Source organism: Mycobacterium sp. OAE908 (assembly GCF_017872775.1).
In the GTDB taxonomy this organism is placed as follows: domain Bacteria; phylum Actinomycetota; class Actinomycetes; order Mycobacteriales; family Mycobacteriaceae; genus Mycobacterium.
The window spans coordinates 1-26,450 of the sequence record NZ_JAGGJL010000004.1 but is presented as its reverse complement, the minus strand read 5'-3'; the positions used below and the strand labels follow the sequence as shown (position 1 = coordinate 26,450).

23 protein-coding genes are annotated in these 26,450 nt (G+C 63.9%); 22 read left to right on the top strand and 1 reads right to left on the bottom strand.

The features are described from left to right. The first annotated feature begins 51 nt into the window (after positions 1 to 51). From J3E61_RS33950 to J3E61_RS33855, 20 genes are all read left to right on the top strand, one after another. Positions 52 to 1,080: an NAD(P)/FAD-dependent oxidoreductase gene (locus tag J3E61_RS33950; RefSeq protein WP_210087029.1), complete on the top strand. Its 1,029-nt coding sequence runs from the start codon at positions 52 to 54 to the stop codon at positions 1,078 to 1,080. Between the two features lie 19 nt (positions 1,081 to 1,099). Then, complete coding sequence (locus J3E61_RS33945) at positions 1,100 to 1,441, top strand: ferredoxin family protein (protein WP_210087028.1); 342 nt, start codon at positions 1,100 to 1,102, stop codon at positions 1,439 to 1,441. A 4-nt stretch (positions 1,442 to 1,445) separates the two neighbouring features. Next, positions 1,446 to 2,288, top strand: coding sequence for an amidohydrolase (locus J3E61_RS33940; protein ID WP_210087027.1), 843 nt, complete (start codon positions 1,446 to 1,448; stop codon positions 2,286 to 2,288). Between the two features lie 36 nt (positions 2,289 to 2,324). Beyond that, complete coding sequence (locus tag J3E61_RS33935; RefSeq protein ID WP_210087026.1) at positions 2,325 to 3,164, top strand: 3-hydroxyacyl-CoA dehydrogenase family protein; 840 nt, start codon at positions 2,325 to 2,327, stop codon at positions 3,162 to 3,164. Between the two features lie 13 nt (positions 3,165 to 3,177). Further along, complete coding sequence (locus tag J3E61_RS33930; RefSeq protein ID WP_210087025.1) at positions 3,178 to 3,696, top strand: gamma carbonic anhydrase family protein; 519 nt, start codon at positions 3,178 to 3,180, stop codon at positions 3,694 to 3,696. A gap of 38 nt (positions 3,697 to 3,734) precedes the next feature. Continuing rightward, positions 3,735 to 5,294, top strand: a complete 1,560-nt coding sequence (paaZ, locus tag J3E61_RS33925; RefSeq protein ID WP_210087024.1) for a phenylacetic acid degradation bifunctional protein PaaZ — start codon at positions 3,735 to 3,737, stop codon at positions 5,292 to 5,294. A gap of 93 nt (positions 5,295 to 5,387) precedes the next feature. Next, positions 5,388 to 6,407, top strand: coding sequence for an aldo/keto reductase (locus J3E61_RS33920; RefSeq protein WP_210087023.1), 1,020 nt, complete (start codon positions 5,388 to 5,390; stop codon positions 6,405 to 6,407). A 31-nt stretch (positions 6,408 to 6,438) separates the two neighbouring features. Further along, positions 6,439 to 7,212: an enoyl-CoA hydratase/isomerase family protein gene (locus tag J3E61_RS33915; protein WP_210087022.1), complete on the top strand. Its 774-nt coding sequence runs from the start codon at positions 6,439 to 6,441 to the stop codon at positions 7,210 to 7,212. A gap of 502 nt (positions 7,213 to 7,714) precedes the next feature. Continuing rightward, a complete protein-coding gene (locus tag J3E61_RS33910) occupies positions 7,715 to 8,464 on the top strand; it encodes an ABC transporter permease (protein ID WP_210087067.1) in 750 nt (249 codons plus the stop codon). Further along, on the top strand, positions 8,461 to 9,315 hold the full coding sequence (locus J3E61_RS33905; RefSeq protein WP_210087021.1) for an ABC transporter permease: 855 nt from the start codon (positions 8,461 to 8,463) through the stop codon (positions 9,313 to 9,315). Before J3E61_RS33910 ends, J3E61_RS33905 begins: the two co-directional genes overlap by 4 nt. 4 nt (positions 9,316 to 9,319) lie before the next feature. Then, positions 9,320 to 10,675, top strand: a complete 1,356-nt coding sequence (locus J3E61_RS33900) for an MCE family protein (protein WP_210087020.1) — start codon at positions 9,320 to 9,322, stop codon at positions 10,673 to 10,675. Between the two features lie 25 nt (positions 10,676 to 10,700). Beyond that, positions 10,701 to 11,729 (top strand): virulence factor Mce family protein, encoded by a 1,029-nt coding sequence (locus tag J3E61_RS33895; RefSeq protein WP_210087019.1) that lies wholly within the window; start codon positions 10,701 to 10,703, stop codon positions 11,727 to 11,729. Then, a complete protein-coding gene (locus tag J3E61_RS33890; RefSeq protein WP_210087018.1) occupies positions 11,726 to 13,036 on the top strand; it encodes an MCE family protein in 1,311 nt (436 codons plus the stop codon). Before J3E61_RS33895 ends, J3E61_RS33890 begins: the two co-directional genes overlap by 4 nt. A 2-nt stretch (positions 13,037 to 13,038) precedes the next feature. Next, on the top strand, positions 13,039 to 14,370 hold the full coding sequence (locus tag J3E61_RS33885; RefSeq protein ID WP_210087066.1) for an MCE family protein: 1,332 nt from the start codon (positions 13,039 to 13,041) through the stop codon (positions 14,368 to 14,370). 5 nt (positions 14,371 to 14,375) lie between these two features. Further along, on the top strand, positions 14,376 to 15,506 hold the full coding sequence (locus J3E61_RS33880; RefSeq protein WP_210087065.1) for an MCE family protein: 1,131 nt from the start codon (positions 14,376 to 14,378) through the stop codon (positions 15,504 to 15,506). 2 nt (positions 15,507 to 15,508) lie between these two features. Continuing rightward, positions 15,509 to 16,957 (top strand): MCE family protein, encoded by a 1,449-nt coding sequence (locus J3E61_RS33875; protein WP_210087017.1) that lies wholly within the window; start codon positions 15,509 to 15,511, stop codon positions 16,955 to 16,957. Between the two features lie 308 nt (positions 16,958 to 17,265). Beyond that, positions 17,266 to 18,867 (top strand): benzoate-CoA ligase family protein, encoded by a 1,602-nt coding sequence (locus J3E61_RS33870; RefSeq protein WP_210087016.1) that lies wholly within the window; start codon positions 17,266 to 17,268, stop codon positions 18,865 to 18,867. Positions 18,868 to 19,089: 222 nt separating this feature from the next. Then, complete coding sequence (locus tag J3E61_RS33865; protein ID WP_210087015.1) at positions 19,090 to 20,040, top strand: alpha/beta fold hydrolase; 951 nt, start codon at positions 19,090 to 19,092, stop codon at positions 20,038 to 20,040. A gap of 49 nt (positions 20,041 to 20,089) precedes the next feature. After that, entirely contained in the window at positions 20,090 to 20,935 is an 846-nt protein-coding gene (locus J3E61_RS33860; RefSeq protein WP_210087014.1) for a mycofactocin-coupled SDR family oxidoreductase, read from the top strand. A gap of 83 nt (positions 20,936 to 21,018) precedes the next feature. Further along, the gene (locus J3E61_RS33855) at positions 21,019 to 22,638 is read left to right on the top strand and encodes a CocE/NonD family hydrolase (RefSeq protein ID WP_210087013.1); all 1,620 of its coding nucleotides are present in this window, start codon (positions 21,019 to 21,021) and stop codon (positions 22,636 to 22,638) included. A 559-nt stretch (positions 22,639 to 23,197) separates the two neighbouring features. Here J3E61_RS33855 and J3E61_RS33850 read toward each other — a convergent pair. After that, positions 23,198 to 24,046 (bottom strand): DUF2637 domain-containing protein, encoded by an 849-nt coding sequence (locus tag J3E61_RS33850; protein ID WP_210087012.1) that lies wholly within the window; start codon positions 24,044 to 24,046, stop codon positions 23,198 to 23,200. A gap of 867 nt (positions 24,047 to 24,913) precedes the next feature. On the opposite strand from J3E61_RS33850, the gene J3E61_RS33845 reads away from it, so the two are divergent. Together J3E61_RS33845 and J3E61_RS33840 are read left to right on the top strand one after the other, a co-directional pair. After that, complete coding sequence (locus J3E61_RS33845; RefSeq protein WP_210087064.1) at positions 24,914 to 25,192, top strand: hypothetical protein; 279 nt, start codon at positions 24,914 to 24,916, stop codon at positions 25,190 to 25,192. 443 nt (positions 25,193 to 25,635) lie between these two features. Beyond that, complete coding sequence (locus J3E61_RS33840) at positions 25,636 to 26,217, top strand: DUF4234 domain-containing protein (RefSeq protein WP_210087011.1); 582 nt, start codon at positions 25,636 to 25,638, stop codon at positions 26,215 to 26,217. Positions 26,218 to 26,450: the final 233 nt, after the last annotated feature.

The following is a 26,450-nucleotide window of genomic DNA, read 5'->3' as shown; positions in this document are numbered from 1 at the left end:
CCGGCAGCACCACCAATCAATTCTTGTCAACCCGTAGAGCAGGAGAGTGGAATGTCCACCGCAGCAACTCCTTCCGCGGTCAATGTCGATGCATTGATCATCGGCGCCGGGCCCGCTGGTCTGTTCGCCGCCTACTATGCGGGCTTTCGTGCCATGTCGGTTGCGGTGATGGACTCCCTGCCTGAACCGGGAGGCCAGATCAGCGCGATGTATCCCGAGAAGCACATCCTTGACATTGCTGGCTTCCCCGCCATCCGTGGACGCGAACTCGTCGAGCGACTCCTCGACCAGGCGGCGCCCTACGAACCCGTGTATCTACTCGGGCAGCACGCACAGCACCTGCAGCGCAACGACAACGGCGACGGACCAGACACATTCACGGTCACCAGCTCGGCGGGAGTGACGGTGCACGCCCGCTCGATCATCATCACCGGCGGCATCGGGAACTTCACACCGCGCCCGCTGCCCGCAGCGCAGACATTCGATGGCGACGGGTTGGCCTACTTCGTGCGCCGCCTCGATGACTACGCCGACACCGATGTGGTGATTGCAGGCGGCGGCGACAGCGCCTTCGACTGGGCTCAGGCGCTGGGACCGATCGCACGCTCTATCACCCTGGTGCACAGGCGAGACAGCTTCCGTGCGCACCCGGCCACGGTGGCTGCGGTAGCGGCCTCGGACGTAGAGGTTCTCACCAACGCCGAGATCCGAAAGATCCACGGCGACGGAGCAATCGACGGTGTCGAGATCGCCACTGATGACGGCACAGTGCGAGACGTGAGCTGCCAGCGCATCGTCGCCGCCCTGGGCTTCACGGCCAACTTGGGGCCGCTGCTGGAGTGGGGCATCGAGATTCGCAACCGGCGCCACATCGTTGTCGATTCAACGATGCAGACCACCATTCCAGGCATCTTCGCGGCCGGCGACATCAACGATTACCCCGGCAAGGTGCGCCTGATCGCCGTCGGTTTCGGAGAGGCTGCCACCGCCGTCAACAACGCCGCGCACTACACCGATCCCGAACAACCCGTGTTTCCAGGACATTCCACCGACACGGTGCCGGCAGCGATACCGGCCTGAACCAGGAAGGAGTCCGGCGATGCCCTACGTCATCGGCGAGTCGTGCATCGACGTGACGGACCGCTCTTGCATGGAGGAGTGCCCCGTCGACTGCATCTACGAAGGCGAGCGCAAGCTCTACATCAATCCGCTCGAATGCATCGACTGCGGCAACTGCGAACCTGTATGCCCGGTGCAGGCGATCACACAGGATCGGCGAGTGCCCGAGGAACAGCAGAAGTTCATCGGCGACGCATTGCGGTTCTTCACCGAGACGTTGCCAGGTAGAGAGGAAAGCCTCGGCGCCCCAGGCGGTTCGGCCAACACCGGGCCGATCGGCGTGGACACCGAATTCGTACAGAGCTATGCCAAGCCAGCGTGAGCGTATGGCGTTGGTCGACGCGCATATGCACGTCCCCCGGCTTTCGACGGTCAAGCCGGCGTGGCTGGACTGGGCGAACCGATTCGGCGCGCCGGGCTGGCGCGATGTGTTCGACAGCGACGGAGACCCCATACCGGCTCGCTTCGATGCGCTGCTGGAATCCCAGGGCGTTGACCGGGCGCTGCTCTTCTGTGAATACAGTCCGCGCGCAACCGGCATCCAAGCCATCGATGACCTGCTGGCGATTCGGGACCACAACCCAGAGCGCTTCCGACTGGTGGCGAACGTCAACCCGCATCTTCACTACCCAATCGCAGGTGAACTGGAGCGCCAACTCGAACTCGGCGCCGTAGCAGTCAAACTGCATCCGGTCCACGGGGCGTTCTCTCCGGCACACCCCGACGTGCGGCCGATCTATCACATCTGCACTGAGCGGGGGATACCGGTGATCGTGCACTCCGGCGTGTCCAGCTTCCCCGGATCGCGCTCCAGCTGCGGCGACCCACAACTGCTGCTCGACGTCATCGAGGACTTCCCGGAAGTGAACTTCGTCTTCGCGCACGGCGGCCGGGGTTGGTGGTATGAGACCGCGGCGTTCCTCGCACTGGCCAAAACCAACGTGTGGCTCGACCTGTCAGGGCTGCCGCCGCTAAAGCTCACGCAGTATTACGCCAACGTCGATTTGGTTCGCCTCGCGGGCAAGTGGATCTTCGGTACCGACTGGCCCGGTGTGCCCGGCATCAGAAACAACGCTGACGCGCTGGCTCAGCTCGGTCTGCCGAAGTCGGTGCTGGAAGGCGTCTTTAGCAGCAACGCAGCGAAAGTGTTTGCAGGACTCGATATTTAGACCGAGCCACCGGTAGAAGGAAGGACCTAACTCCTGATGGTTGGCACAGTCGGCGTCATCGGCGCCGGAACGATGGGTGTCGGCATCGCCTACGTGTTCGCGGCAGCCGGCAGCGAGGTCACCGTCGTCGAACCTGACCGGGACCGCGGCCGACTAGCGCAGCAGGTGATCGAGGACCAGGCCGTCGCGGCGCATGAGCGGGGGAAACTTTCCGCCGCCACGCGTGATGCGTTGAGCAGCCGGTTGCGCTGGGTCGCCGCGATCGCCGACCTGCCAGACGCGCTGGACCTCGCAGTCGAGGCGGTGCCCGAGCGCGCCGACCTCAAACGTCCTGTGCTCGCCGAAGTTGAAAAGCACCAACCAGCGCTGCTGGCTACCAACACAAGCGGCATCGCCATCGGCACGCTGGCCGATGCCCTCAGCACCCCGCAGGCGTTCATTGGGCTGCACTTCTTCAACCCGGTTTGGTCGATGCCGCTGGTCGAGATCGTGCGTGGCGAGCACACCAGCGACGCTGCGCTTTTGGCCGCCCAGCAAGCGGTAGCACACATCGGCAAAGAACAGATCGTGGTAGCCGATGCACCCGGGTTTGCCACGAGCCGCCTCGGGGTGGCGATCGGACTCGAGGCCATGCGCATGTTGCAAGACGGTGTGGCCAGCGCCGAAGACATCGACCGGGCAATGGAACTGGGCTATCGGCATCCGATGGGACCGCTTCGGCTGACCGATCTCGTCGGGCTCGATGTGCGGCTCGACATCGCCACCAATCTCGCCAAGGCCTACGGGCCCCGGTTCGATCCGCCGCAGATCCTGCTCGACAAAGTCACCGCGGGCGACCTCGGCCGCAAGGCCGGGCGCGGCTTCTACACCTGGTGAGCGGAAGACGGACATGGCCATCTATGCGCTCGGCGCAGACGCGCCCGACATCGCCCCCGATGCGTTCGTCCACCCGGAGGGCGTCGTCATCGGGCGGGTCCGCCTCGGATCGAAGGCCTCGGTCTGGCCGGGGGCGGTGCTACGCGCCGACCATGGCGAGATCACCGTTGGCGCGCGGACGTCGATTCAAGACGGCACCGTGCTGCACACCATTCCCGAGCGGCCCACCGCGATCGGTGACGACTGCGTGATCGGCCACAACACCCACCTGGAGGGTTGCACGGTCGAGTCGCGCTGCCTCATCGGCTCAGGGTCGATCACACTCAACCACGCCATCGTGCGCACCGGAGGGGTTGTCGGCGCGGCGGCGCTGGTGCCCGAAGGTTTCGAAGTGCCAAGCGGCGCACTGGCAGTCGGAGTGCCGGTGCGCCTGCGCCCCTTGGGAATGGACTCGCGCTGGCTCGACTACGCAGTCAACACCTACCTCGAGTTGTCGCGACGCCACAGCGCCGAGCTACGCCGAATCGGTTGAAACCTGTAGGACAACCTCCCGCGAAGACAAGGAGTCCCATGAGCGCACCACTGCAAAGCTTCCTGCTCGGTCGCTGGCACACCCCGGCCGACGACGGCCGTGCCCTGCACGACGCCGCAACCGGCGACGAGATCGCCCGCATCGCCACGGAGGCCCCGGATTTCGCGGACGTGCTCGCCTACGCGCGAGATGTCGGTGCCCCCGCTCTGGGCAAGCTCGACTTCGCCGAGCGGGCGGCGATCCTCAAAGGCCTCGGCAAACATCTCACCGGCTACAGCGAGGAGTTTTACTCGCTGTCCACCAGAACGGGTGCGACAAAACGTGATTCGGGTGTCGACGTCGACGGCGGCATTGGGGTGCTGTTCGTTTATGCCGGCAAGGGTGCCCGGGAACTGCCGAGATGCGGCCCGCTGCTCGACGGAAAGATCGAATGGATCGGCAAGTCGGAAACCTTTGGGGTGCAGCACATCTACACCCCACTGACCGGGGCGGCCGTGCAGATCAACGCGTTCAACTTCCCGGTATGGGGCATGCTGGAGAAGTTCGCCCCGGCATTTCTGGCCGGCGTGCCGAGCGTTGTCAAGCCGGCGGCGCAGACGGCCTACCTGACCGAACTGGTGGTACGCCGAATCATCGAGGCGGGGCTACTCCCCGAGGGGGCGCTGCAACTCGTCTGCGCACCACCTGGAAATCTCATCGACCATCTCACCGGCCAGGACCTGCTCTCGGTGACTGGCTCGGCGGCCACCGCCGCGACACTGCGCGCGCACCCCGCGGTGGTGCGAAATGCCGTGCGGTTCAACGCCGAAGCCGACTCGCTGAACTGCTCGATCCTGGGCCATGACGCGGTGCCTGGGACTCCCGAGTTCGACCTTTACGTCGAACAACTCATCACCGAGATGACGGTCAAAGCGGGTCAGAAATGCACCGCCATCCGTCGCGCTCTGGTGCCGCAGCGGCTGTTCGAGCCCGTCACCGAGGCACTGTGTGCGCGCCTTGCGGCCGTCCGTGTCGGCAACCCCGCCCGCGACGACGTTGACATGGGCGCTTTGGTGAGCCTCGCGCAGCGTGACGAGGTGCGCCGCGCGGTGACGAAGCTGGCCGGCGACTGCGAGCTCGTCTATGGTGACCCCGACCGCGTCGATCTGGTCGACGCCGACGCCGACCGCGGCGCGTTTCTGTCGCCGATGTTGCTGCGCTGCGCCGACCCTGATGCCCGCACACCGCACGAGGTCGAAGCCTTCGGCCCGGTCACCACGCTCATCCCGTACGGGTTGACCTCGGATGCGATCGAACTTGCCGCCCGCGGTGCAGGCAGCCTGGCCGGCTCGCTGGTCAGCCACGACCCCGGCTTTGTGCGCGACGTGGTGGTCGGGGCGGCGCCGTGGCACGGTCGGCTGCTGGTCCTCAACCGCGACGACGCCGCAGAATCCACCGGCCACGGATCGCCGCTCCCGCACACCGTTCACGGCGGCCCGGGCCGGGCTGGCGGCGGCGAGGAACTCGGCGGCATTCGCGCGGTGCTACACCACATGCAGCGCACCGCAATTCAGGGCCCACCGTCGCTGCTGGACAGTCTCGTTCCCCAGGGAACATGAGGTCTATTTCCGTCGAAATTTGGATGTTCGGTCGCCAACTTGCGACTGTGTCGATTTCCCGACGAGAGGAACGCAAGTGCAATGAGTGGCGGTATGGGCGAAACTGTCGCGCCGACAACGACACCAGTGCAACTCGGTGACGGGCTGGAGGTTTCACCCATCGGCGTTGGCACGATGGGGTTGTCACCCGGGGTCTACGGCGACGTCACTGATGACGACGCGCTCAGGTTGATCGGCGCGGCAATCGACCGCGGCGCCACCTTCCTCGACACGGCCGACGCGTACGGCCGCGGCGAGGGCGAACGGTTGGTCGCCCGCGCCGTAGCTGGCCGACGTGACGAGGTAACCCTCGCCACCAAATTCGGCTACGTCGGACCCGATCAGGGCCGACGCGTCGACGTCGGCTACCGGATGAAGTTGTTCGTGGATGCCAGTCCGGCACATGCGGCCGCTGCGATCGATGCCAGCCTGAGCAGACTCGGCGTGGACCACGTCGACCTGTGGTACCTGCATTTTCCCGACCCCGAGGTGCCGATCGAGGAGACAGTCGGCGCGATGGCCGAACAGGTGAGGATCGGCAAAGTGCGCCACCTGGGCTTGAGCAATGTCACGGCAGAGCAGCTGCGCCGCGCCCACTCGGTACACAGGATCGCCGCCCTGCAGTGCGAGTACTCACTGTGGCATCGCGCCGCCGAACGCGACCTGATCCGGGCTTGCCGCAACACCGGCGCTGGAATCGTCGCGTGGGGACCGCTGGGCTCGGGATTCCTCACCGACAGTGGATTTCTCGGCGGGCATCTCACCGAGGTGCCGACAAACGACTTCCGTTCCCGCAACGACCGCTTCAACCCGAACAACCTTGGCCGTAACGCCCAGCGATACGCCGCCTTAACCCCCATCGCAAAGTCGTTGGGCTGCACTACCGCTCAGCTGGCACTGGCGTGGCTGATCCGCCGTGGTGCGGTGCCGATACCCGGCACTCGCAGTCTGGACCATCTCACCGAGAACCTGGGCGCCACCACCATCGCGATCCCCGACGACGTCGCCGACGCGATCGATGCCCAATTCGGGCCCGGCGCGGCGGTCGGCGCCGCATTTCACGAACCGTCGTAACGCTCACTTCCCTCGAGATCAGGAGCATTCCATGACATCCCCCGTGCGCTACGAACGTGACGCGGCGATCGCCACCATCACTTTGGACCGGCCCGCTGAGCGCAACGCCGTAAACCTCGAAGTATGCGACGCGATGTACGCGGCGCTGCAGCAGTTCGAAGCCGACACCAAAGCACGGGTAGCGATACTGACCGGCACCGGGCCGGCCTTTTGCGCCGGCGCCGATCTGACCGCCTTCGCTGCCGGTGACGGCCCGAAGATCGCTGCGCATCGCGGCGGTTTCGGCGGCTTTGTCCGTTACCGACGGACCAAGCCTGTCGTCGCGGCGATCAACGGGCACGCGCTTGCCGGCGGACTGGAGTTGGTGCTGGCCTGTGAAATGGCCGTCGCGTCCAATCGAGCGATGTTCGGCCTACCTGAGGTCACCGTGGGGCTGATGGCCGGCGGCGGCGGGGCGATCCGGCTGCCGGTCGACGTGCCGCCCAAGATCGCCTTCCGAATGCTGTTGACTGGCAAGCCGATTGACGCAGCAGAAGCCTTACAGTATGGACTAATCAACCAAGTTGTCGATCCCGATGACGTCATGCCCGCAACACTCTTGCTGGCGCAGCAGATCGCTGCGGCTGCGCCGCTGGCCGTGGCGGCCTCGCTGAGAGTTGGGCGCACCGCGCTCGGGCTCAGAGACGAAGCCAACGCCTGGTGCGTCAGCGACGATGTGATGGACGAAGTCTTCGCCACCCAAGACGCGCGCGAGGGTGTGGGTGCGTTTGTCGACAAGCGCCATCCCACATGGACGGCACGCTAGCTCGCTGGTACTGCACCCAGTAGCTCCCCCGGCATAGAGCGACGGATAAGCGCGGTGCACGTGTCACGCGATCAGCGGCAAACACCGATCATATGTATGACGATTAGTCGAGCTATAGACAGATATGTTGTCGTATGAACCGACGAGTATGCGCTAGGGACCACAACCGCACCCAACGACGGCTGATTCGATCGGCCAAAGTGGGCTAATCGACGGCAAATCATTCGTACGATATGTGCCTGAAGATCACAGACGACGCCCGCCAAACGAGATGCTGCGGCTAACTACTAGACAATTAGATGACGACTCGCTAGTTTTATGTCATGCAACACACCGTGCCGCGCGGAGGGGCCTCGGCCACAGTGTCGCGTCTAACCCACTTCGCAACCACCTAAGCGTCGTGTCGCAGACAAACGCACCCGTCGACGACGTTTCACCGAACAGCGTCGCCACTCCTGCACCCGTACGGCGCCATGCACTGGCCAGGATTTCGTCCTACCCGATGGCCAAGCCCGTCAACGCTGTCGGCGGCTTTTTTTTCATGGCTTTGGACACGCTGATCGCGATACCGCGGCCCCCGTTCGCTTGGCGGGAGTTCTTGCTGCAGTCGTGGTTCGTCGCGCGGGTTTCGCTGGTGCCGACATTGATGCTGACGATTCCCTACGCGGTTCTGTTGGTGTTCACCTTCAATGTGCTGTTCGTCCAGTTCGGGGCGGGCGATTTGTCTGGCGCCGGAGCAGCATTCGGCATCGTGAGCTCGATCGGGCCGATTGTGACGGTCCTGGTGGTGGCCGGGGCCGGAGCCACCGCAATGTGTGCCGATCTCGGCGCGCGCACCATCCGCGACGAGCTCGACGCGCTGCGGGTGATGGGGATCAACCCCGTTCAGGCGTTGGTAGTCCCGCGTGTTCTGGCCGCCACCGTTGTGGCACTGTTGATGTCGGCACTGGTGGTGATGGTGGGCCTGGCCGGTGCCTTCCTCTTCTCGGTGTTCGTTCAGCACATCACTCCGGGCGCCTTCGTGGCCAGCCTGACATTGGTTACCGGCCTGGCCGACGTCGTGATTGGACTGTTGAAAGCCGCCCTGTTCGGATTGGCAGCCGGCTTGATCGCTTGCTACAAGGGCACTTCGGTGGGAGGCGGGCCCGCCGGAGTGGGCAACGCCGTCAACGAAACAGTGGTGTATTCCTTTGTCGCGCTGTTCATCATCAACGTGATCGCCAGCGCTGTCGGAGTGAAGGCCACCCTATGACCGCCGGCGCGCCCAGCAAGCCCCACGCCAGGCTTCGCCGCATGGTGAACACCTGGGCGGCGGGATGGATCCGCGTTGGCCACCAGACGCAGTTCTACGTCGACACCATGAGTGGTATCGGTGTGGCGTTCGCCCGGTACCGCACTGAGGTCGTGCGCTTGATCGCTCAAATGAGTTTGGGCACAGGTGCGTTGGCGATCATCGGCGGCACAATTGCTGTCGTTGGATTTCTGACAATGTCGACCGGGGTTCTGATCGCCGTACGTGGCTACAACACTTTCGCGGACGTGGGCGTGGAAGCGCTGACCGGTTTCGCGTCGGCGTACTTCAATGTCCGATTGATCGCGCCCCTTACGGCCGGCATCGCTTTGGCCGCCACCATCGGTGCCGGCGCGACCGCGCAACTAGGCGCGATGCGGATCAACGAGGAGATCGACGCACTGGAAGTGATGGGCATTCGATCCCTTGCCTATCTTGCCTCCAGCAGAGTCATTGCCGGGGTGCTGGTGGTGATCCCGCTGTACTGCGTCGCGGTGCTGTGCTCCTTCGTCGCCGCGCGATTCGGCACCACCGCGGTCTACGGCCAGTCGACCGGTGTCTACGACCACTACTTCAACACCTTCCTGAATCCCAGTGATCTGGTCTGGTCATTCTTTATCGCCGTCACCATGGCGATCGTCATCATGCTCGTGCACACCTACTACGGCTTCAACGCCTCCGGCGGCCCAGCCGGTGTCGGGGAGGCTGTCGGCCGCGCGGTGCGCACCTCGCTGATCAGCGCCTCGTTCGTCGTCGTTCTCCTTTCGCTGGCTGTCTACGGGCAGTCGGGCAACTTCCAGTACGCCGGCTAGCCCGATGGACACCAGCAGGGACCGACGACGTCTGCACCCAGCGTGGTGGACGCTGATACTTACTGTCGCCCTCACGGGATTCGTGGTCGTCTGCTCGGGTTTCTTCTTCGGCGAATTCAGTCGCGCCGACTCGGTGACCCTGACCTCAGAACGCGCAGGTCTGGTGATGGAGACCGGCGCCAAAGTCAAGATGCGGGGCATCGACATCGGACAGGTCGGCGCCATCAGCGGCGGCGACGGGCCAGTGCGCCTCACGCTCGAAATCTCGCCCGACCAAATGAAATACATCCCGGCCAATGTCGTTGCCGAGATCAACGCGACCACCGCATTCGGCGCCAAGTACGTTGACCTCATCTCGCCAGCCGATCCGAGTCCGCAGCCGTTAGCCGCTGGAGCGGTGCTGCACTCACGAAACGTCAGCACAGAAGTGAACACCGTCTTCGAAAACCTGGTCGGGGTGCTCAAGCAGATCGACGTCGCCAAGCTCAACGCCACCCTGAGCGCATTGGCAGACGGTGTGCGCGGCCAGGGTCAGCGCATCGGTGAAGCCACCACCTCCGCCAACCAGCTGCTGCTCGCGATCAATCCACGCATGGACCAAATCGCCGCCGACTGGCGGTCATTGAAGGGGTTCTCCGACGCCTACGGGGGTGCGGCCCCAAACATCCTGGCGTCCTTGAAATCGGCCAGCGTCACGGCAACCACCATCACCCGCCACGCTACCGATCTGGATGCGTTGCTGCTCAACACCATTGGCTTCTCGGATGCCGGCATCAACCTGCTGGCACCCAACAGGGACAACCTCATCAACGCCGTCAATGCCGCAGCGCCCACTACCAGCCTGCTGATGAAGTACAACCCCGAATACACCTGTCTGCTGTTGGGCGCCAAAGACTTCATCGACAACGGGGGGCACGACACCTTGGGTGGCAACGGGCGGACCCTTGTCACCGATTCCACCTTCCTGCTCGGCGACGATCCCTACCAATATCCGGACAATCTGCCCGTCATCGCTGCGAAGGGTGGCCCCGGCGGCAAGCCCGGCTGCGGCTCGCTTCCCGACGCCAGCAAGAACTTCCCGGTGCGTCAGTTGGTCACCAATACGGGGTGGGGGACGGGCACCGACATCCGCACCAACCCCGGGATCGGCCACCCCTGCTGGGCTGACTTCCTGCCAGCCACCCGGGCGGTGCCCCAACAGGCCAGCATCCGGCAATGCCTGCCGGGCCCAGCGATCGGGCCGATGCCCTATCCGGGCGCCCCACCACAGGGCGCAAAGCTCTACGCACCCGACGGGACGCCGCTCTACCCCGGTGTGCCCCCGCCACCACCACCGCCACCAGGACCGCCAGCACCGTGACAGGCCAACATAAAGGACAGCAGCCATGAAAGAAAACTTGGCGGGTGCGATCTGGCGTCTGTCGATCTTCGCTGCGGTTTGCCTGGTCGCGCTCTTTGCTTTAGTTATGGTATTCGCGCAGCTGCGATTTCAGGACGAGATGGTCTACCGGGCGGAATTCGCCGATGGCTCAGGGTTAAAGCAGGGTAACTTCGTACGAATCGCCGGCGTCGAAGTCGGCAAGGTGCAGAAAATGAGCATCGCACCCAACGCTGTTGTGACTGTTCAATTCTCGGTAGAAGACTCCGTCATGCTCACCGACGCGACACGCGCAGCGATCCGCTGGCAAGACCCATACGGCAATCGGTACCTAGCGTTGGAGGAGGGCGCAGAATCCGGCAAGCCTCTGCAGCCGGGGCAGGCCATCCCGCTCGCGCGCACCCAGCCGGCGCTGGATCTCGACCAGCTGATCGGAGGCTTCAAGCCACTGTTTAAGGCGCTGGATCCTCAACAGGTCAACGCGTTAACTGGTCAGCTGATCGCTGCTTTTCAGGGGCAGGGCACTACGATCAGTTCCTTTTTGGCCCAGACCTCCTCGGTTGCTAGCACGCTTGCCGACCGTGATGAGCTGATCGGCCAAGTCATCACCAACCTCAACACTGTGCTCGGGTCGATCGCTGACCAAAGCGACCAGTTCGACAAGTCGGTCACGTCGCTGTCGGAACTGGTCAAGGGGCTTGCCGCACGCAAAGCCGATATCGCCAACGCCGTCGCCCACACCGATAACGCGTCGGCCGAGCTTGCCGACTTCCTCACCCAGGCACGCCCGCCGGCGCAGAAGGTCGTTACGGAAACCGACCGCGCCGCCGGAATCGTCGTCGCCGACCACGACTACTTCGACGATTTGATCAACACCCTGCCCGATGCCTACCGCGCACTGGCACGACAGGGCATCTACGGCGATTTCTTCAGCTTCTATCTGTGTGACGCGGTGCTCAAGCTCAACGGCAAGGGTGGCCAACCGGTTTATGTCAAGGTCGCCGGTCAGACCACCGGAAGGTGCGCACCGAAATGAAACCGCTCGCTGACCGCAATCCCTTCATCCTCGGCGCCATCGGCATCAGCGTCATGACCGCCATCAGCGTCGCGGCACTGCAATACGACAAACTGCCGTTCGTCAACCAAGACGACCACTACGCGGCCTACTTCGCCGACGCCGGAGGCCTGCGCTCGGGCGCCGCCGTTCAGGTATCGGGATTCCGCGTCGGCAAAGTCTCCAGCATCGAGCTGGACGGGCCGCGTGTGCTGGTGAAATTCACCATCCACGACGACATTCATCTCGGGCAACGCACCGAGGCGCAGATCAAAACTAAAAGCGTGCTGGGAGCCAAGATCCTCGACATCCTGCCTCGCGGGGACGGCCGGCTCACCGAAACGATTCCGATCGAACGCACCACATCGCCCTACCAACTGCCCGATGCGCTAGGCGATTTGGCGTCGACGATCAACGACCTCGATACCGAGCATGTGTCACAGTCGCTACAAGTCTTGGCCCAGACCTTCCAGGACACTCCACCGGATCTCAAAGCTGCGGTAGACAGTGTGGCCCGGTTCTCCCAAACCCTCGATGCACGCGATACCCAGCTTCGTTCCCTGCTCACCAACGCGAACAAAACAACCGCCGTGCTGGCTCGGCGCACCGATCAGGTGGTCAGTCTGATTTCTGACACCAACGCATTACTGTCGCAACTGCTCATCCAGCGCAACGCCCTCGATCAAATCTCAGGACACCTCTCTGCGATGGCGCGGCAGTTGTCGGGATTGGTCGCCGACAACCGCGAATCATTGCGACCCGCCCTGGACAAACTCAACGGCGTGTTGACGATCGTCGACAACCGTAAGCAAAAGGTCCAAGAAGCGCTCAAGCTTGCGCCGCAAGTGATAATGCGGCTCGGCGAATCGCTGGCTTCGGGGCCGTTCTTCAAGGCGTACGTCGCCAACCTGATTCCGGGTCAGTTCCTGCAACCCTTCATCGACTCCGCGTTCTCCGACCTGGGTCTCGATCCGAACGTGCTAGCGCCGTCGCAACTGTCGGACCCCCAGACGGGGCAACGCGGAACTCCGGCCCTGCCGGTGCCTTACCCGCGCACGGGGCAGGGCGGCGAACCCAATCTCACACTGCCCGACGCGATTACCGGTAACCCTGGCGATCCCCGCTACCCGTACCGCGAGCCGCCGCCTGCTCCGCCGCCCGGCGGTCCGCCGCCCGGGCCGCCAGCTCTGCCGCCGCCAAACCTCGCCTCGACATCCGAGCCGACACCGTCGCCCGTCCGTGTTCCGGCACCCAACGAAACAGCACCCTCTCAGCCGGGGCAGGGGTGATGATGGTCAGCGCAGGCCGCGCTCGCATCGCACTGGCACTCGCCCTGGTAGTCACACTCGTCGCCGGAGTCGTGGTGGTCGCGCGCACCATGTGGCAGGAAGCCAAAAGAACCCACCTCGTCGCCTATTTCGACAACAGCAACGGGGTTTTCGTTGGCGACGAGGTCCGCATTCTCGGTGTTCCGGTGGGGGCGATCGACAGGATCGAACCCCAGCCGATGCGCGCCAAGATTTCGTTCTGGATCGATGATGCCTACCACGTGCCTGTAGATGCGAAGGCTGTGATCTTGGCTCCGACACTGGTTACCGCGCGAGCCATCCAGCTGACCCCTGTTTACACCGGCGGTCCGACTCTGGGGGAGGGCGCGGTGATTCCTGAGGACCGCACCGCGGTGCCGGTGGAATGGGACGACCTACGCAAGCAACTCGACAAGGTCACCGCGACGCTGCAACCCACCCAGCCGGGTGGTGTGAGCACACTGGGCGCATTTATCAGCACTGCTGCAGACAACCTGCGCGGCCAAGGCGCGAACATCCGCGACACGTTAATCAAACTGTCGCAAGCATTCTCAGCGCTCGGTGACCACAGTGCAGACGCATTCGGTAGCGTGAAGAACCTTTCGGTGCTCGTCGCTGCGCTGCAGTCAAGTAGTGACCTGATGGTGCAGCTCAACCGCAACTTCGCCGCGATGAGCGCGCTGCTGGCCAACGACCCGAACGAGATCGGCCGCGCCATCGACGACCTCAACACTGCAGTCGGCGACGTGCGCAGCTTCCTGGCCGACACCCGCGAAACAATCGGCACCACCAGCGATAAGGCCGCTGGGGTCACTGGCGCCCTGGCCGACAGCCTCGACGACATCAAGCAGTTCCTGCACAGTCTGCCAACGGTCGCCCAGAACCTGTCCAACACCTACCAACCGGCACAGGCGTCGCTGTCCGGAGCGCTGGAGTTGACCAACTTCGCCAATCCGATCCAGTTCATTTGCGGCGCAATACAAGCCGCCTCGCGGTTAGGCGCCGAGCAGTCAGCGAAGTTGTGCGTGCAGTACCTGGCGCCGATCGTCAAGAACCGCCAATACAACTTCCTGCCCATCGGACAGAACTTCTTCGTCGGGGCGCAGGCGCGTCCCAACGAGATCACCTACAGCGAGGATTGGATGCGACCTGATTATGTTGCGCCCCAGCCTCCAGCCGCACTGCCATCCCAGGAGGCGCCCACCGGGACAGCGTCACCGCCGACGGATCCGCCGTTACCTGCGGAGTCTGCGCAAGCGGCCGATCCCGCCGCAGGGCTGCCGGGCATGATGGTTCCCCCAGGGGTCGGTCCGTGAGAATAATGCCACTGCGGCGCGCGACGATCGTGGTCATCGCGGCACTCACCGTGTCGTGCACATCCGGTTGCGGGTGGCAAGGACTGAACTCGCTGCCGATGCCGGGTACGGAAGGTCGCGGTGCTGGCGCGTTCGAAGTTCAGGCGCAACTGCCCGATGTCACCACCCTGGAGCGTAACTCGCGCGTACGGGTTGGTGATGTCAACGTCGGCACGGTCACCAAGATCGAGCGCCAGGGTTGGCACGGTTTGATCACGATGACTCTCAACGGCGATGTGAACCTGCCCGCCAATGCGACTGCGACCATCGGGCAAACGTCGATCTTCGGCTCACCGCACGTCGAACTGGCCCCGCCCACCGGTGCCGCACCTGAGGGCCGCCTGCACAATGGGTCGCTGATACCGCTGGCATCGGCCGGCGTCTATCCGACCACCGAACAAACACTGGCCGCGCTTTCGCTTCTGTTCAACGGCGGGGGAGTGGGGCAAATTCAAACGATCACCAAAGAATTCAGCACCGCATTCGCCGGACGAGAGCAGGACCTCAAGAGCCTGATCGGTCAGCTCGACCAGTTCATCAGCCGTGTCAACGCCCAAACCGGCGACGTCATCGCTGCCACCGACAGCCTCAACAATCTGGCCGGCCAGTTCGCGGCGGAGAAACCCACACTCGATGAGGCATTCCGGACGATTCCCGATGCGCTGCAGATCCTCAAGGACCAGCGCGATGCCCTGGCCGACGCGTTGGACAGGTTCGGCAAGTTCAGTGCGTTGACTGCTGACGTCGCTGCCCAGACGAAGGACAACCTCATCCAGGAGCTCAAGGATCTCGGACCCGTGTTGGAGTCCCTCGCCAACGCGGGCCCGGCACTTACCCGCTCACTGAGCTGGCTGACGACGTTCCCATGGATCAAAGAAGACATCCGCAACGCGTTTCGCGGTGACTACGCCAACTTGACTCTGGTCTTGGACCTGACACTGAGCCGGCTCGACACCGCGTTCTTCACCGGTACTCGCTGGCAAGGCAACCTCACTGAGTTGGAGATGCAGTGGGGCCGCACGATAGGGCAGACCCCGAGCCCCTACACCGCGGGAAACCCGCTGATCGCTCCCTATCGCACCGACCAGGGGCGCTGACAATGCATCTCGACAATCGGACCAAGATTCAGTTGGCGATCTGTGCCGTAGTGGCGCTGGTCGCCGGCGCCATCATGGTCTTCGGCTACATGCGGTTGCCGGCGACGCTTTTCGGCGTTGGGCGCTACACCGTCACAGTCGAGCTTCCGTCATCCGGTGGGTTGTATAGGAGCGCCAACGTCACTTACCGCGGAACTGAAGTGGGGCGGGTCACCGATATTCACCTGTCCAAAGGCGGTGTGGTAGCGGTTCTTTCGCTGCGCTCAGACATATCGATCCCCTCGGATCTGGACGCCCAGGTGCACAGTGTGAGCTCACTCGGTGAGCAATACGTCGCGCTGACCCCAAGAAGTGCAACGTCCGCGTCGCTGAAAAACGGCGATGTCATCCCGATTAGCCACGCATCGGTGCCGCCCGATGTCAACGGCATCATCGCGGCCACCAACCGCGGACTGCAGGCCATCCCCCGGACCGATCTCAAGACCGTCGTCGACGAAAGTTATACCGCTTTCGCCGGATTGGGCCCAGACCTGTCACGTCTGGTCAAAGGCTCGACAACCCTGGCCATCGACGCACGCACCAACCTTGATGCGATCACTACACTGATCGATCAGTCTGCGCCAGTGCTGGATTCGCAGGCCGACACCGCCGACGCCATCCACGCCTGGGCGGCGCATCTGGCCACCATCACAGATCAACTGCGCACCAACGACTCCGCGGTCGCAGGGCTTCTGCAGACCGGCCCCAATTCGGCCGCCGAGATTCAGCACGTCTTCGAACGGGTTCAGCCCACGGTGCCGATACTGTTGGCCAACTTCGTCAGCATCGGCCAAGTGGGCATCGCCTATCAGCCCAACATCGAGCAGATCCTTGTGCTGTACCCGCAACTCGTCTCCGAATACCAGGGTGCCGTAGTTGCTGGGCGTAACACCAAACAGGACTACCGCGGCGCACAGTTGGACTTCAACCTGAATTTGAATCTGCCGCCGCCATGTACGACTGGATTCCTACCCGCTCAGCAACGCCGCAACCCGACGTTCGAAGACTATCCCGACGTGGCTGCCGGCGATCTGTACTGCCGGGTTCCGCAGGACTCGAATCTGGTTGCGGTGCGCGGCGCCCGCAACGCCCCTTGCGCAACGGTTCCGGGTAAGCGGGCGCCAACGGTCAAGATGTGCGAAAGCGACGAGACCTACGTGCCCCTCAACGACGGCACCAACTGGAAGGGCGACCCCAACGCCACCCTCTCGGGGCAGGACATTCCGCAATCACCGCCGCAGAACTCACCCCCTGCATCGCCATTACCGCCGCTAGCCGTGGCGCCCTACGATCCGGCGACCGGCTCATACATCGGGCCTGACGGACAGGTGCACACCCGAACCGACCTGGCAGGAAACGCGCCAACCGAGCAGACCTGGCAGTCGATGCTGCTACCGCCGCCGCAGAACTGAACGTCGACACCCAACGGCCGCCCACGGCAGAGTGCGAACGGGGGATGACACATCGACTCAGCGGCTGCGGTCATTGCGAACCTCCAGCTGTCATTTCCCGTACGACCTGTCTGTCTCGATCGAAATCAAGGTGTACAGATCGTCTGCGGATCTCTAGTGTTTTGTAGTACATATTGATACGCTCCATCCGTGCTGCACGGACCGATTACAGCGCTGCCTCGCGACGATGGTCACATCCCGATCCGTCGCATGACTGCGTTTAGTCGGAGATGGCCACGAATCGTCATCACTCGGGAAGAGGCGGGCTGATGGAGTGCACAGTGCGAACGCCGTCGCCGCACACGGTGTTCAATGCGGCCGATTATCTCGTCGACCGCCATCTCCGCGAAGGTCGTGGTTCCCGCACGGCGGTAATCACCTCGCAAGTCACCTTGACGTATCGGGATCTGGCCGACACAGTGCACCGGGTCGCCGGGGGATTACAGCGGCTCGGCGTCCGCGCCGAAGAGCGGGTAGTGCTCTGCATGGCCGACGACGTCGAACTGCTCACCGCCATCCTGGCCGCCATGTATCTGGGTGCCGTCCCGGTGCCGGTGTCGACGATGCTGACCGGTAACGAACTGGGCAAGCTGCTCGCCGATTCGCGCGCGAAAGTGTTCTGTGCGTCGACCGAATTTGCCGCTGAGGCGTCCGCTGCGGTGGCTAGCGCACCAGAGGTCTCCGACGTGGTGTTTGATGCAGCCCCACCGGTCGACCTGCCGGCAGGTGTAGCCGTCCACGAGTGGGACGTCCTTACAAGCGCCGAACCCATAACGACGGCGTACGGCACGTGGGGGGATTCACCGGCGCTGTGGTTGTACACCTCGGGCACCACAGGCACGCCGAAGGCGGCGATGCATCGCCACTACAACATTCGTTCGGTTGCCGAGAATTACGGCGCCGGAGTTCTCGCGATCCGACCACAAGACCGGTGTTTGTCGGTCGCCAAACTGTTCTTCGCGTACGGAATCGGCAATTCGTGCTTCTTGCCGCTGTCGGTCGGGGCTACGACCATCCTCAGGCGAGAGCGACCGACGCCCGCCGGCATCGCCGACTGCATCCGCACCACGCGACCGACCCTGTTCTTCGCTGTGCCGACGTTCTACTCCTCGATGCTGGCCAGCGACCTGCCCGATGACACATTCAGCGGCGTTCGCCTGGGCATTTCGGCGGGAGAGGCGCTTCCGGCGGTGCTGTATCAGAGCATGCGTGCGCGATTCGGTATTGATGTTCTCGACGGCATCGGCTCGACGGAGGCATTGCACATCTTCCTTTCGAACAGACCCGGACAGGTCACCCCTGGCTCATCGGGTGTGCCCGTACCCGGTTACGACGTCCAGCTGCGCGACGACGAGGGTGTCGTGATCGAGTCCCCTGAGCAGCCAGGCATCCTGTACCTGAAAGGCGCCTCCATCGCGACCGGGTACTGGTGTCGTGCCGATACGACTCGCCAGGTGTTCCAGGGTGATTGGCTGCGAACAGGCGACGCGTACGTGCGGAACCGCGACGGGTCCTACAGTTGCCTGGGCCGCAGCGGCGACATGCTCAAAGCCGGCGGGATTTGGGTATCGCCGGCCGAGGTTGAAGAGCGACTATTGAGGCACCCCGACGTCGCTGAAGCGGCTGTCGTCGGCGCTCTGGACCCCGCAGGACTGGAAAAGCCGGTCGCGTGCGTGGTCGCCCAGCGTGACGGCGCCATCGATGCCGATGCGCTGATCGCTTGGTGCCGCGAGGAACTCGCAGCTTTCAAGCGCCCGCGGGCCGTGGTACTCATGCAGGAGTTGCCTAAAACCGCGACCGGGAAAATCCGCCGCAATATCTTGCGCGAACAGGTCGCCAACGTCTTCGACGATGCTCAGATATCGGTGTAACGGCCAAACCGCGAAGCTGCGCGGCGAATCTTGCTGACACCTACATCGCGACGTCAGCACGATGGTGGTCGGGGGTCACTCCCCGAATCTTGGTGGCCGTCTGGTCCTTACATCTGAATGCTGCCGCTCGAGAATCTGGCCAAGAGTCGTGGCATGAGCTGGTAAGCGTTGCGGGCCGTATCAACACTAGACATATGCCGTGCGCAACGTTACATTTATGTAATGCATCACGATATTGAGTTCGAGTCGGCCGGAGTCACACTGCGCGGGTGGTTTTTTGCCCCCGAGAACCGGGGGCCGGCACCCTGCATAGTCCTCGTTCACGGCTTCAGCGGGGTCAAAGAAATGCATCTCGACGAATTCGCTCGGGTGTTCCAGGCCGCTGGGCTGGCCTGTGTGGCCTACGACCACCCGGGATTCGGCGCCAGCGACGCGTATGCCGGCACTCCGCGCCAGGAAATCGACCCCTGGCAGCAGGCACGAGCGATGCAGGACGCGATCACCTTCGCTCAGTCACGCCCAGAAGTCGATCCAGGCCGCATCGGTGTGTGGGGTTCGAGCTTCGGCGGCGGGCTGGCCTTCGTGGTGGCAGCCATTGACAAGCGCGTCAAGGCGGTGTGCGGTCAAGTCCCGATGATTTCTGGGCATCGCAACTTTCAGGCGCTCGTGCGCTGTGACTTCTGGGAAGCGACCTGGCAGGGCTTGGCCTACGATCGGCAGGCCCGCGCGCGCGGCGAAGCCCCCGCGATGGTGCCGGTGGTTGACGAGAATCCCATGTCTGCAGCGGTGATCCCGTCGCCCGACGGCTACGCGTTCTTCACTAGGGTGGCCGCCGAGCGGGCCCCTTCATGGCGCAACGAAGTCACCTTGCGTTCACTGGAAGCTTTCCAATCGTTTGAGCCTGCCGACTTCCTCGCCCGCATCAGTCCAGTCCCGCTACTGATGATCGTCGCCGTCGCAGACCGGCTCGCACCCACCGAGTTTGCTTGCGCTGCATATGAATCCGCACATGAGCCGAAGGACTTGCGGTTCATTCCGGGCGGACATTTCGATGCCTACGAGGGGGACGTGTTCGAGCAGTCAAGCAGCGCGGCGCGCGACTTCTTTGTTCGCCATCTGCTCGCTGATTTGGGTCACGGCGCTGCGGCGCAACCGGTTTCGGGGGCGGTCTGACAATCACGGGCCGCCGCGGCGGCGCACAGAGATGACAAGGAGGTCATAGATGACCCGGGTCGCCGGAAAGGTGGCGCTGATCACTGGCGCGGCACGGGGCCAAGGCCGTGCGCACGCCGTGGGGCTGGCAGAGGAGGGTGCCGACATCATCGCGGTGGATATCTGCCGTGATGTCGAGACCGTGCCCTACCCTGGCGCCACCGAGGACGACTTGGCCCAAACTGTGAAACTCGTTGAGGCGCTGGGCCGACGAATCGTTCCTGTGGTCGCGGACGTACGCGACCTAGCGGCCTTGCAGGCGGCGGTGCAGCAGGGCGACAGCGCCCTCGGTGGCATCGACATCGTGATCGCCAACGCCGGCATTGGATCATTCGCTCCGGCCTTGGACCTCGACGAGCACACCTGGCAGACCATGATCGATATCAACCTCACAGGAGTGTGGAAGACGGTCAAAGCTGCAGCACCACAAATGGTCGCCCGCGGCCGTGGTGGATCGATCATCCTCATCAGTTCTGTCGCAGGGTTGATTGCCTACCCCAACGAAGCGCACTACGTCGCCGCAAAACACGGCGTCACGGGGCTGATGCGCACGCTGGCCGTCGAGCTCGCACCCCATGGCATCCGGGTGAACTCCGTGCATCCAGGTACGGTCGACACCCCGATGGTGGCCAACCCGCAATCATGGAAGCTCTTCACTGGGCTTGACGGCGCTACCCGCGATCAGGCCGCCCAAATCATGACGGGCATGAATGCTCTACGCGTGCCATGGCTGGACGAAACCGACATCACCGCGGCCGTCGTGTACCTGGCCTCTGACGAAAGTCGCTATGTCACCGGCACGACCTCCGTGATCGACGCCGGCGCGGTGCTCCCGTTCAAAATCCCCCACGGCTGAGTAGTACGAAAGTGCTTGAAACCAGGGCCAATCCGCGTCGTCTCCTGCCCCGTGTGTTCGAGGCGAGGGCGAGCATGAACTTCATGAGCCGCTTCACCCAGCGTCTGCTGCGGTTGGGCCCGCCGATAACCCGGGACATCGTTATCGAGAAGAACCTGCGGGTGCCGATGCGCGACGGCGTCGAACTCCTGGCCGACCGGCTAGTGCCGCGATCGGGCGGCGACTCCTTGCCGACTGCACTCGTGCGCACTCCGTACGGGCGGAAGGGGCCATTGGCGGCGGCTATTTCGCGACCGCTGGCCGAGCGCGGCTACCAGGTGCTGATGCAGAGCACGCGTGGGACATTTGGCTCCGGTGGCGACTTCGACGCCTTTCGGCAGGAGCGTGAGGACGGCTTGGCGACTCTTGAGTGGATCATCGAGCAGCCGTGGTTCGGAGGTTCGATCGTGCTGTGCGGGGTGAGCTACCTCGGGTACGTGCAATGGGCGGTGGCCGACCGCCTGCCGCCTCAAGTCAAGGCGATGATCCCGCAGGTCACCGAGTCCGCACTCACCTTAGAGTGCCTGCGCGCCGATGGGTTCTCGCTGGAGACATCCTTCGGGTGGGGCGTGATGATCGCGGAGCAGGAGCGCCGCGGTGCGATGCTGCGGCAGATGCGCGACATGCTGCTCCACTACCCGAAGACAGCCCGAGCGCTGAAGACGCTCCCGCTCGGCAAGGCCGACGTCGCCGCTCTCGGACGACAATCCACGTATATCCAGGACATCCTGAAGCACGACAGGAATTCGCCTCGCTGGGAGGGGATCGACCACACCAGCCGGGTCCGGCACGTGACCGTTCCGGTCAGCTCGGTCGCCGGTTGGTACGACATCTTCCTCCCTGGACAGCTCCGCGATTATCGGACGCTGCGGTCGGCAGGCAATCCCGCACGACTCACGGTGGGACCGTGGGCGCACATCTCCCAGGGAGTGCTAGCCACCGGAGCCGCCGAGACACTCGGCTTCGGGCTCGCGCACGCCCACGGTGAGCAACCACCTGACCGCGCCCCGGTGCGTCTCTATGTGATGGGCCAGGAAGCCTGGCGTGACTTCGAGTCCTGGCCGCCGGAAGGTTACGCCGCGCAACGCTTTCACCTGCAACCCGGCGGCGGCCTGAGCGAGCAGCCGCCGGACGACGCGATACCCACTCGATTCCACTACGACCCGAGCCATCCGACGCCCGCGGTCGGTGGTATCCGGATGATCGTTAAGGCAGGGCGGATGAACAACGCCGCGCTCGAAGCCCGCGACGATGTGCTCACCTTCACGACGGCCGCCCTTCCCAACGACGTCGAGGTCATTGGTGAGATCGGCGCGGAGATTTGGTTCCGCTCCAGCCGGCCTTACGCCGATGTCTTCGTCCGCCTGTGCGATGTGGACACTCGGGGTCGGTCGTTCAACGTCTGTGACGGCATGGTGAGCCTCGCCGGCGCCGACAAGCTCACCTGCGCGACCGTGCAGCTCTGGCCGACTGCCTACCGCTTCAAGAGGGGACACCGCATTCGCACCCAGGTGTCCAGCGGCGCGTTTCCTCGTTACGCCCGCAACCCCGGCACCGGCGAGCCACGCGCCACCGCGACGAGACTGCACGCTGCCGACCAGTACGTCTACCACGACGCCGCGCACCCGTCAGCCGTAATACTCCCGGTACAGCGGGAGTGGTAGCAGCCAGAGCTGACGCCGGCAGTCAGATGCGCACTCCTCGCGACAGAGGTCAGGGTCCCGTTTCCGGGACTGTCGGGTTAACGGCTCTAGTGCACTTCCGGTGGTCGTTGAGCGATGCCAGCAGATGCGGTGTCGGAGGAGCTGGGAGCTGGCTCGACCACACCGCCGGCGACGTTGCAGACACCGCCGGAATCGCTGCCCAGACCGGCGTGTCCCCATGATCTAACCGTTGGTCGTCATTTCGAGTCGGGCTCCCTAGTGCTGACTCGATTGTTCAGCAGCCGAGATACAGCTGACGACCGACAAAGCGGCTCTTGCGCGGCGCGACCGACGCTGGTGCAAACACCCATACCTGACGCGGTTTCCACATCGATCGGAAGCCCTCGGTATCACGTATGGCGGATTTATCGGCGCTGGCCTCCAACCTGTGGAACTTCCGGGCTCTCGCTAGCACTCTCCGCAGTAAACATCGGGAACTGGGCCAAGCCCCATGTCGAGATCCCCGGTGACCGGCCGGGCAAACGCCAAACGCCTACACCGATGATCGTGTGCAGTACGGCTAGCGCGTGAGGTCGGCGGCGCCGGCCAGGATGCGTCCCACTGTGCTGTGGTGCACGCCGCGCCGACGGCTGATGGTGCCTGGGGCAGTGCCGGCTGCGTGTTCGGCGAGTATCGCGGCGACGGTCTCCGGGTCTTTGGATGTCGTCCCGTTGCGGACAAGTTGGTGTGCGGTGTGCTTCCAACGCGTGGCCTCGGTCGGCTCTGCCGGCTGATTGCGAGTGTCGTTGACATTCGCCACCACATCGTTCGTCGCATCTGATGGTTGTACTGAAACTGCGGTGGACGCCTCCGTGAGTCGACCTGCACTCACCGCGGCGCGGTTGCGTGGCAGTTGTTTTCGCGCTCGCGGTCCCGGCGCCACCACGGCAGGCTGATCTTCGACACACGTTGGCGGTGGGTGTGCCGAATGCGTTGGTTCGGGCGTCAGTGACAGCAGCCCGAAGGTCGCCTGGGCAATCGATACGTCGATCGCGACCGGAAACAGCCACGCTCTGTCTGGCGGCCACCCGAGGATCACCGCGAGCGCGCGCAGCGCATCGAAGGAGAGAAAGAACGCGCATGCCGCGATGCCGATCGTCATCAACAGCCCCATCACGTAGGCCACGGCGAAACGGCGGGTCCGTAAGCTCAGGGCAACCGAATGTGTGGACCCCAATACGAAGGCCGGCGGCACGACGGAAGCCACAGCTGCGAGCAGTCGAAAGCCGCTCGGCGCGACCAGAAGTGCGTGAGTGATGTTGCCGAGCACCGACACCGTGGTAGCGAAAACCAGCCAGCACCAGTAGAACCGTGCGACACCACGGGCTGCGCCGCCAACCGCCGGAGTGGCTGCGGGGCTGTCGCTCATTGACCCTTCTTTCGCATACGACGAATTGAGCTGCCGCTCTTGACATCTACTGCCGTCAGCTATCCCGACTCATCGCGGGCCTGTTCCATAAAGCGAGGATGCCGATCTCATTTCACAATATTCGAGGCTGACGGCCGGTTCATGCACAAGTTCAGACCCCACGGCCGCCATTTCCTGTCGCGACCACGGCGGACCCTAAGGGATACTTGATGGGTGTCCGTTGCGCAGGCAGCTGCCGAAGTCCAGGCTGTGGTCGATCGCGCACGCTCCTTGTTCGCGTCGTCGCCCGAATCGGTGCCGCAGGCGGGTGCGTCGCTTCAAGCCGCGGGGCGATCGGTCGCCGACGCAGGGGAGCGCGCGGCGGAGTTGTCCGGTGACTTGATCAATCGGCATCGTGACTTTGTCACCACCCAATCCCAGATCCTGATGAATGCCAGTGGAACCGACGCCGCGTTGCAGACGCAGCTCAGCGCTGCGGCGATGGCGACTGAGATAGGCGCAAGCCACCTGGACGCGATCGCCGCACAAACACGCACGATCGCACAAGCTGCGGAGACAGCCCAGACGCCCGCAGCGCAACGGACAATCCTCGCCGCGCTGCGCTCTCAGGTGGCGCAGGCCAACGAGGTCGTGAGCGCGGCCCGGCAGCAAGCCGGTGATGTCGCCGCACAGGTCCGCGCACTGAACTACGGGCACGGGGACGTGCCGCAAGCCCCACCGCTGGCCGACCCGCCGCACGGCAAGGATCCGCGCTACTGGATTGACGTCACCAAGATCATTCACGTCCCCGAGGGGCAGAAGGCGCCCTCTGGATACACGCAGATTGGGCCCGACCTGTACTACCCCTACCAGGACAACTCGCTGACGATGCACGACCCGCCGCCCCCGGCGCAGTACCCGCTGGACATCGCCAAGATCACGACCGTCAAACCAGGGGATCTCGGCCCCTACGGCACCAGTGAACTCGTACCGGGCGTATTCGTTCCTGACCCGCGCCAGAGCTATCAGCCCGAATCTCCCTGGGGGACACCGCAACAGCCGATTGATGTCCGCGACGTCATTCACGTCGCACCCGGCCAACTCGCCCCATCGAACTACGTCGAGTACCTGCCCGGCTGGTGGTGCCCCCGGTACCACCAGCCGTAGCGCACACGCGGGCGTCGAATCTGGCGAGTCCGTCCGCCTGGGCCGCGTCGGCCGCCGCGATGAGCAGAAGTCGCCGTGTCGGCTCGGGCAGCGACTCAAACCGCTAGCGGAAATCCTCTTCCACGCCACCCCGACCGCTGGCTCACCGCCGACTTCACCGGCGAGCTCTAATCACTCCACGGGAATGTTGCAGGGCAGGCACCGGGTTTGCCGATAACCGTGTCGGCAACGCGACACCGTGCAAAAATTGACGCTGACGTAGAGAGATTGGGCCATCGTACGCAGCACGGCGGATGAGCGCATGAAAGTCGGACTCGCAGCGTTCGGGATGTCCGGTGGGGGCGCCCTATGCCTCGCACCACTGTCGATATTCACGTCTGGAGCAGTCCGCGCCGAGCCGTGCGTCGCGATAAATCGGAGATCCCTCAGCACGGTGGGCCACCATGACTGACGGACCACAGGGGCGCGATTGGTGGCAGGCGTCGGACAAAAAGTGGTACCCCCCAGAGGATCACCCTCAGTACATAGCATCGCTACCGCCCCCACCCGTCGCCTCGACGGCCGCTCAGCTGCGGGCGGGTCCCCAGCGGCTCAGCGACGCCGAACGCGCTCGAATCCTGACCCAAGAACTGGCGTTTGTTACCCAGCCCACCAGCTACACCGGAACAGTCGGCCCTAATGGGAGGGTCAGCTTGGGCGCACGCGGCCCGAAAATTAAACAGCGTGGCCAGTTCTCGGCCGTGGTTTGGACGGGCATGGATTACGCGCACCCGGCGTATATCGTCCTACACCTGCTATTTACCCTTATGACCTGCGGTATCTACTTGCCGTTCTGGTGGTGGGGACTGCGCAAGAAACCCAAGGTGTACACCGTGGCCGTCGATGAGCACGGCAACATCACTCACACCCAGCACGAAATCTCTTTAGCCCAACGTATCCAACGCTGGCTGGTGCTGGTCGTGTTTGTGTGGTGGCTCTGGCAGGTCATGCAGCTGCTGAACGCATACGGACAGATGCAGACATGAGGTTTGCCGTCATCCTGGCGGCGGTTGGCTCAGCGGTTCTTCCGCCTGCGTGCGGACAGCGGTGATCGCGCCGGTGCTTACCGGGCGATCTGCCGCCGGTAGATCTTCTGCGCCACGAGGTGAGAGTGGGGCAACCAGTGGCCCATGACGTGTTCATCTGTCATTCCTCGTTGGACAAGGTCGCCGCCGATGCCGTCTGCGCGGCCCTTGAGGCCAGGGGCATTCGCTGCTGG

Bases quoted from the DNA above. Each gene is read 5' to 3' on its own strand.
- J3E61_RS33950 (WP_210087029.1), top strand. From the start codon at position 52: ATGTCCACCGCAGCAACTCCTTCCGCGGTCAATGTCGATGCATTGATC.
- J3E61_RS33945 (WP_210087028.1), top strand. From the start codon at position 1,100: ATGCCCTACGTCATCGGCGAGTCGTGCATCGACGTGACGGACCGCTCT.
- J3E61_RS33940 (WP_210087027.1), top strand. From the start codon at position 1,446: ATGGCGTTGGTCGACGCGCATATGCACGTCCCCCGGCTTTCGACGGTC.
- J3E61_RS33935 (WP_210087026.1), top strand. From the start codon at position 2,325: ATGGTTGGCACAGTCGGCGTCATCGGCGCCGGAACGATGGGTGTCGGC.
- J3E61_RS33930 (WP_210087025.1), top strand. From the start codon at position 3,178: ATGGCCATCTATGCGCTCGGCGCAGACGCGCCCGACATCGCCCCCGAT.
- paaZ (WP_210087024.1), top strand. From the start codon at position 3,735: ATGAGCGCACCACTGCAAAGCTTCCTGCTCGGTCGCTGGCACACCCCG.
- J3E61_RS33920 (WP_210087023.1), top strand. From the start codon at position 5,388: ATGGGCGAAACTGTCGCGCCGACAACGACACCAGTGCAACTCGGTGAC.
- J3E61_RS33915 (WP_210087022.1), top strand. From the start codon at position 6,439: ATGACATCCCCCGTGCGCTACGAACGTGACGCGGCGATCGCCACCATC.
- J3E61_RS33910 (WP_210087067.1), top strand. From the start codon at position 7,715: ATGGCCAAGCCCGTCAACGCTGTCGGCGGCTTTTTTTTCATGGCTTTG.
- J3E61_RS33905 (WP_210087021.1), top strand. From the start codon at position 8,461: ATGACCGCCGGCGCGCCCAGCAAGCCCCACGCCAGGCTTCGCCGCATG.
- J3E61_RS33900 (WP_210087020.1), top strand. From the start codon at position 9,320: ATGGACACCAGCAGGGACCGACGACGTCTGCACCCAGCGTGGTGGACG.
- J3E61_RS33895 (WP_210087019.1), top strand. From the start codon at position 10,701: ATGAAAGAAAACTTGGCGGGTGCGATCTGGCGTCTGTCGATCTTCGCT.
- J3E61_RS33890 (WP_210087018.1), top strand. From the start codon at position 11,726: ATGAAACCGCTCGCTGACCGCAATCCCTTCATCCTCGGCGCCATCGGC.
- J3E61_RS33885 (WP_210087066.1), top strand. From the start codon at position 13,039: ATGGTCAGCGCAGGCCGCGCTCGCATCGCACTGGCACTCGCCCTGGTA.
- J3E61_RS33880 (WP_210087065.1), top strand. From the start codon at position 14,376: ATGCCACTGCGGCGCGCGACGATCGTGGTCATCGCGGCACTCACCGTG.
- J3E61_RS33875 (WP_210087017.1), top strand. From the start codon at position 15,509: ATGCATCTCGACAATCGGACCAAGATTCAGTTGGCGATCTGTGCCGTA.
- J3E61_RS33870 (WP_210087016.1), top strand. From the start codon at position 17,266: ATGGAGTGCACAGTGCGAACGCCGTCGCCGCACACGGTGTTCAATGCG.
- J3E61_RS33865 (WP_210087015.1), top strand. From the start codon at position 19,090: ATGCATCACGATATTGAGTTCGAGTCGGCCGGAGTCACACTGCGCGGG.
- J3E61_RS33860 (WP_210087014.1), top strand. From the start codon at position 20,090: ATGACCCGGGTCGCCGGAAAGGTGGCGCTGATCACTGGCGCGGCACGG.
- J3E61_RS33855 (WP_210087013.1), top strand. From the start codon at position 21,019: ATGAGCCGCTTCACCCAGCGTCTGCTGCGGTTGGGCCCGCCGATAACC.
- J3E61_RS33850 (WP_210087012.1), bottom strand. From the start codon at position 24,046: ATGAGCGACAGCCCCGCAGCCACTCCGGCGGTTGGCGGCGCAGCCCGT.
- J3E61_RS33845 (WP_210087064.1), top strand. From the start codon at position 24,914: ATGCACGACCCGCCGCCCCCGGCGCAGTACCCGCTGGACATCGCCAAG.
- J3E61_RS33840 (WP_210087011.1), top strand. From the start codon at position 25,636: ATGACTGACGGACCACAGGGGCGCGATTGGTGGCAGGCGTCGGACAAA.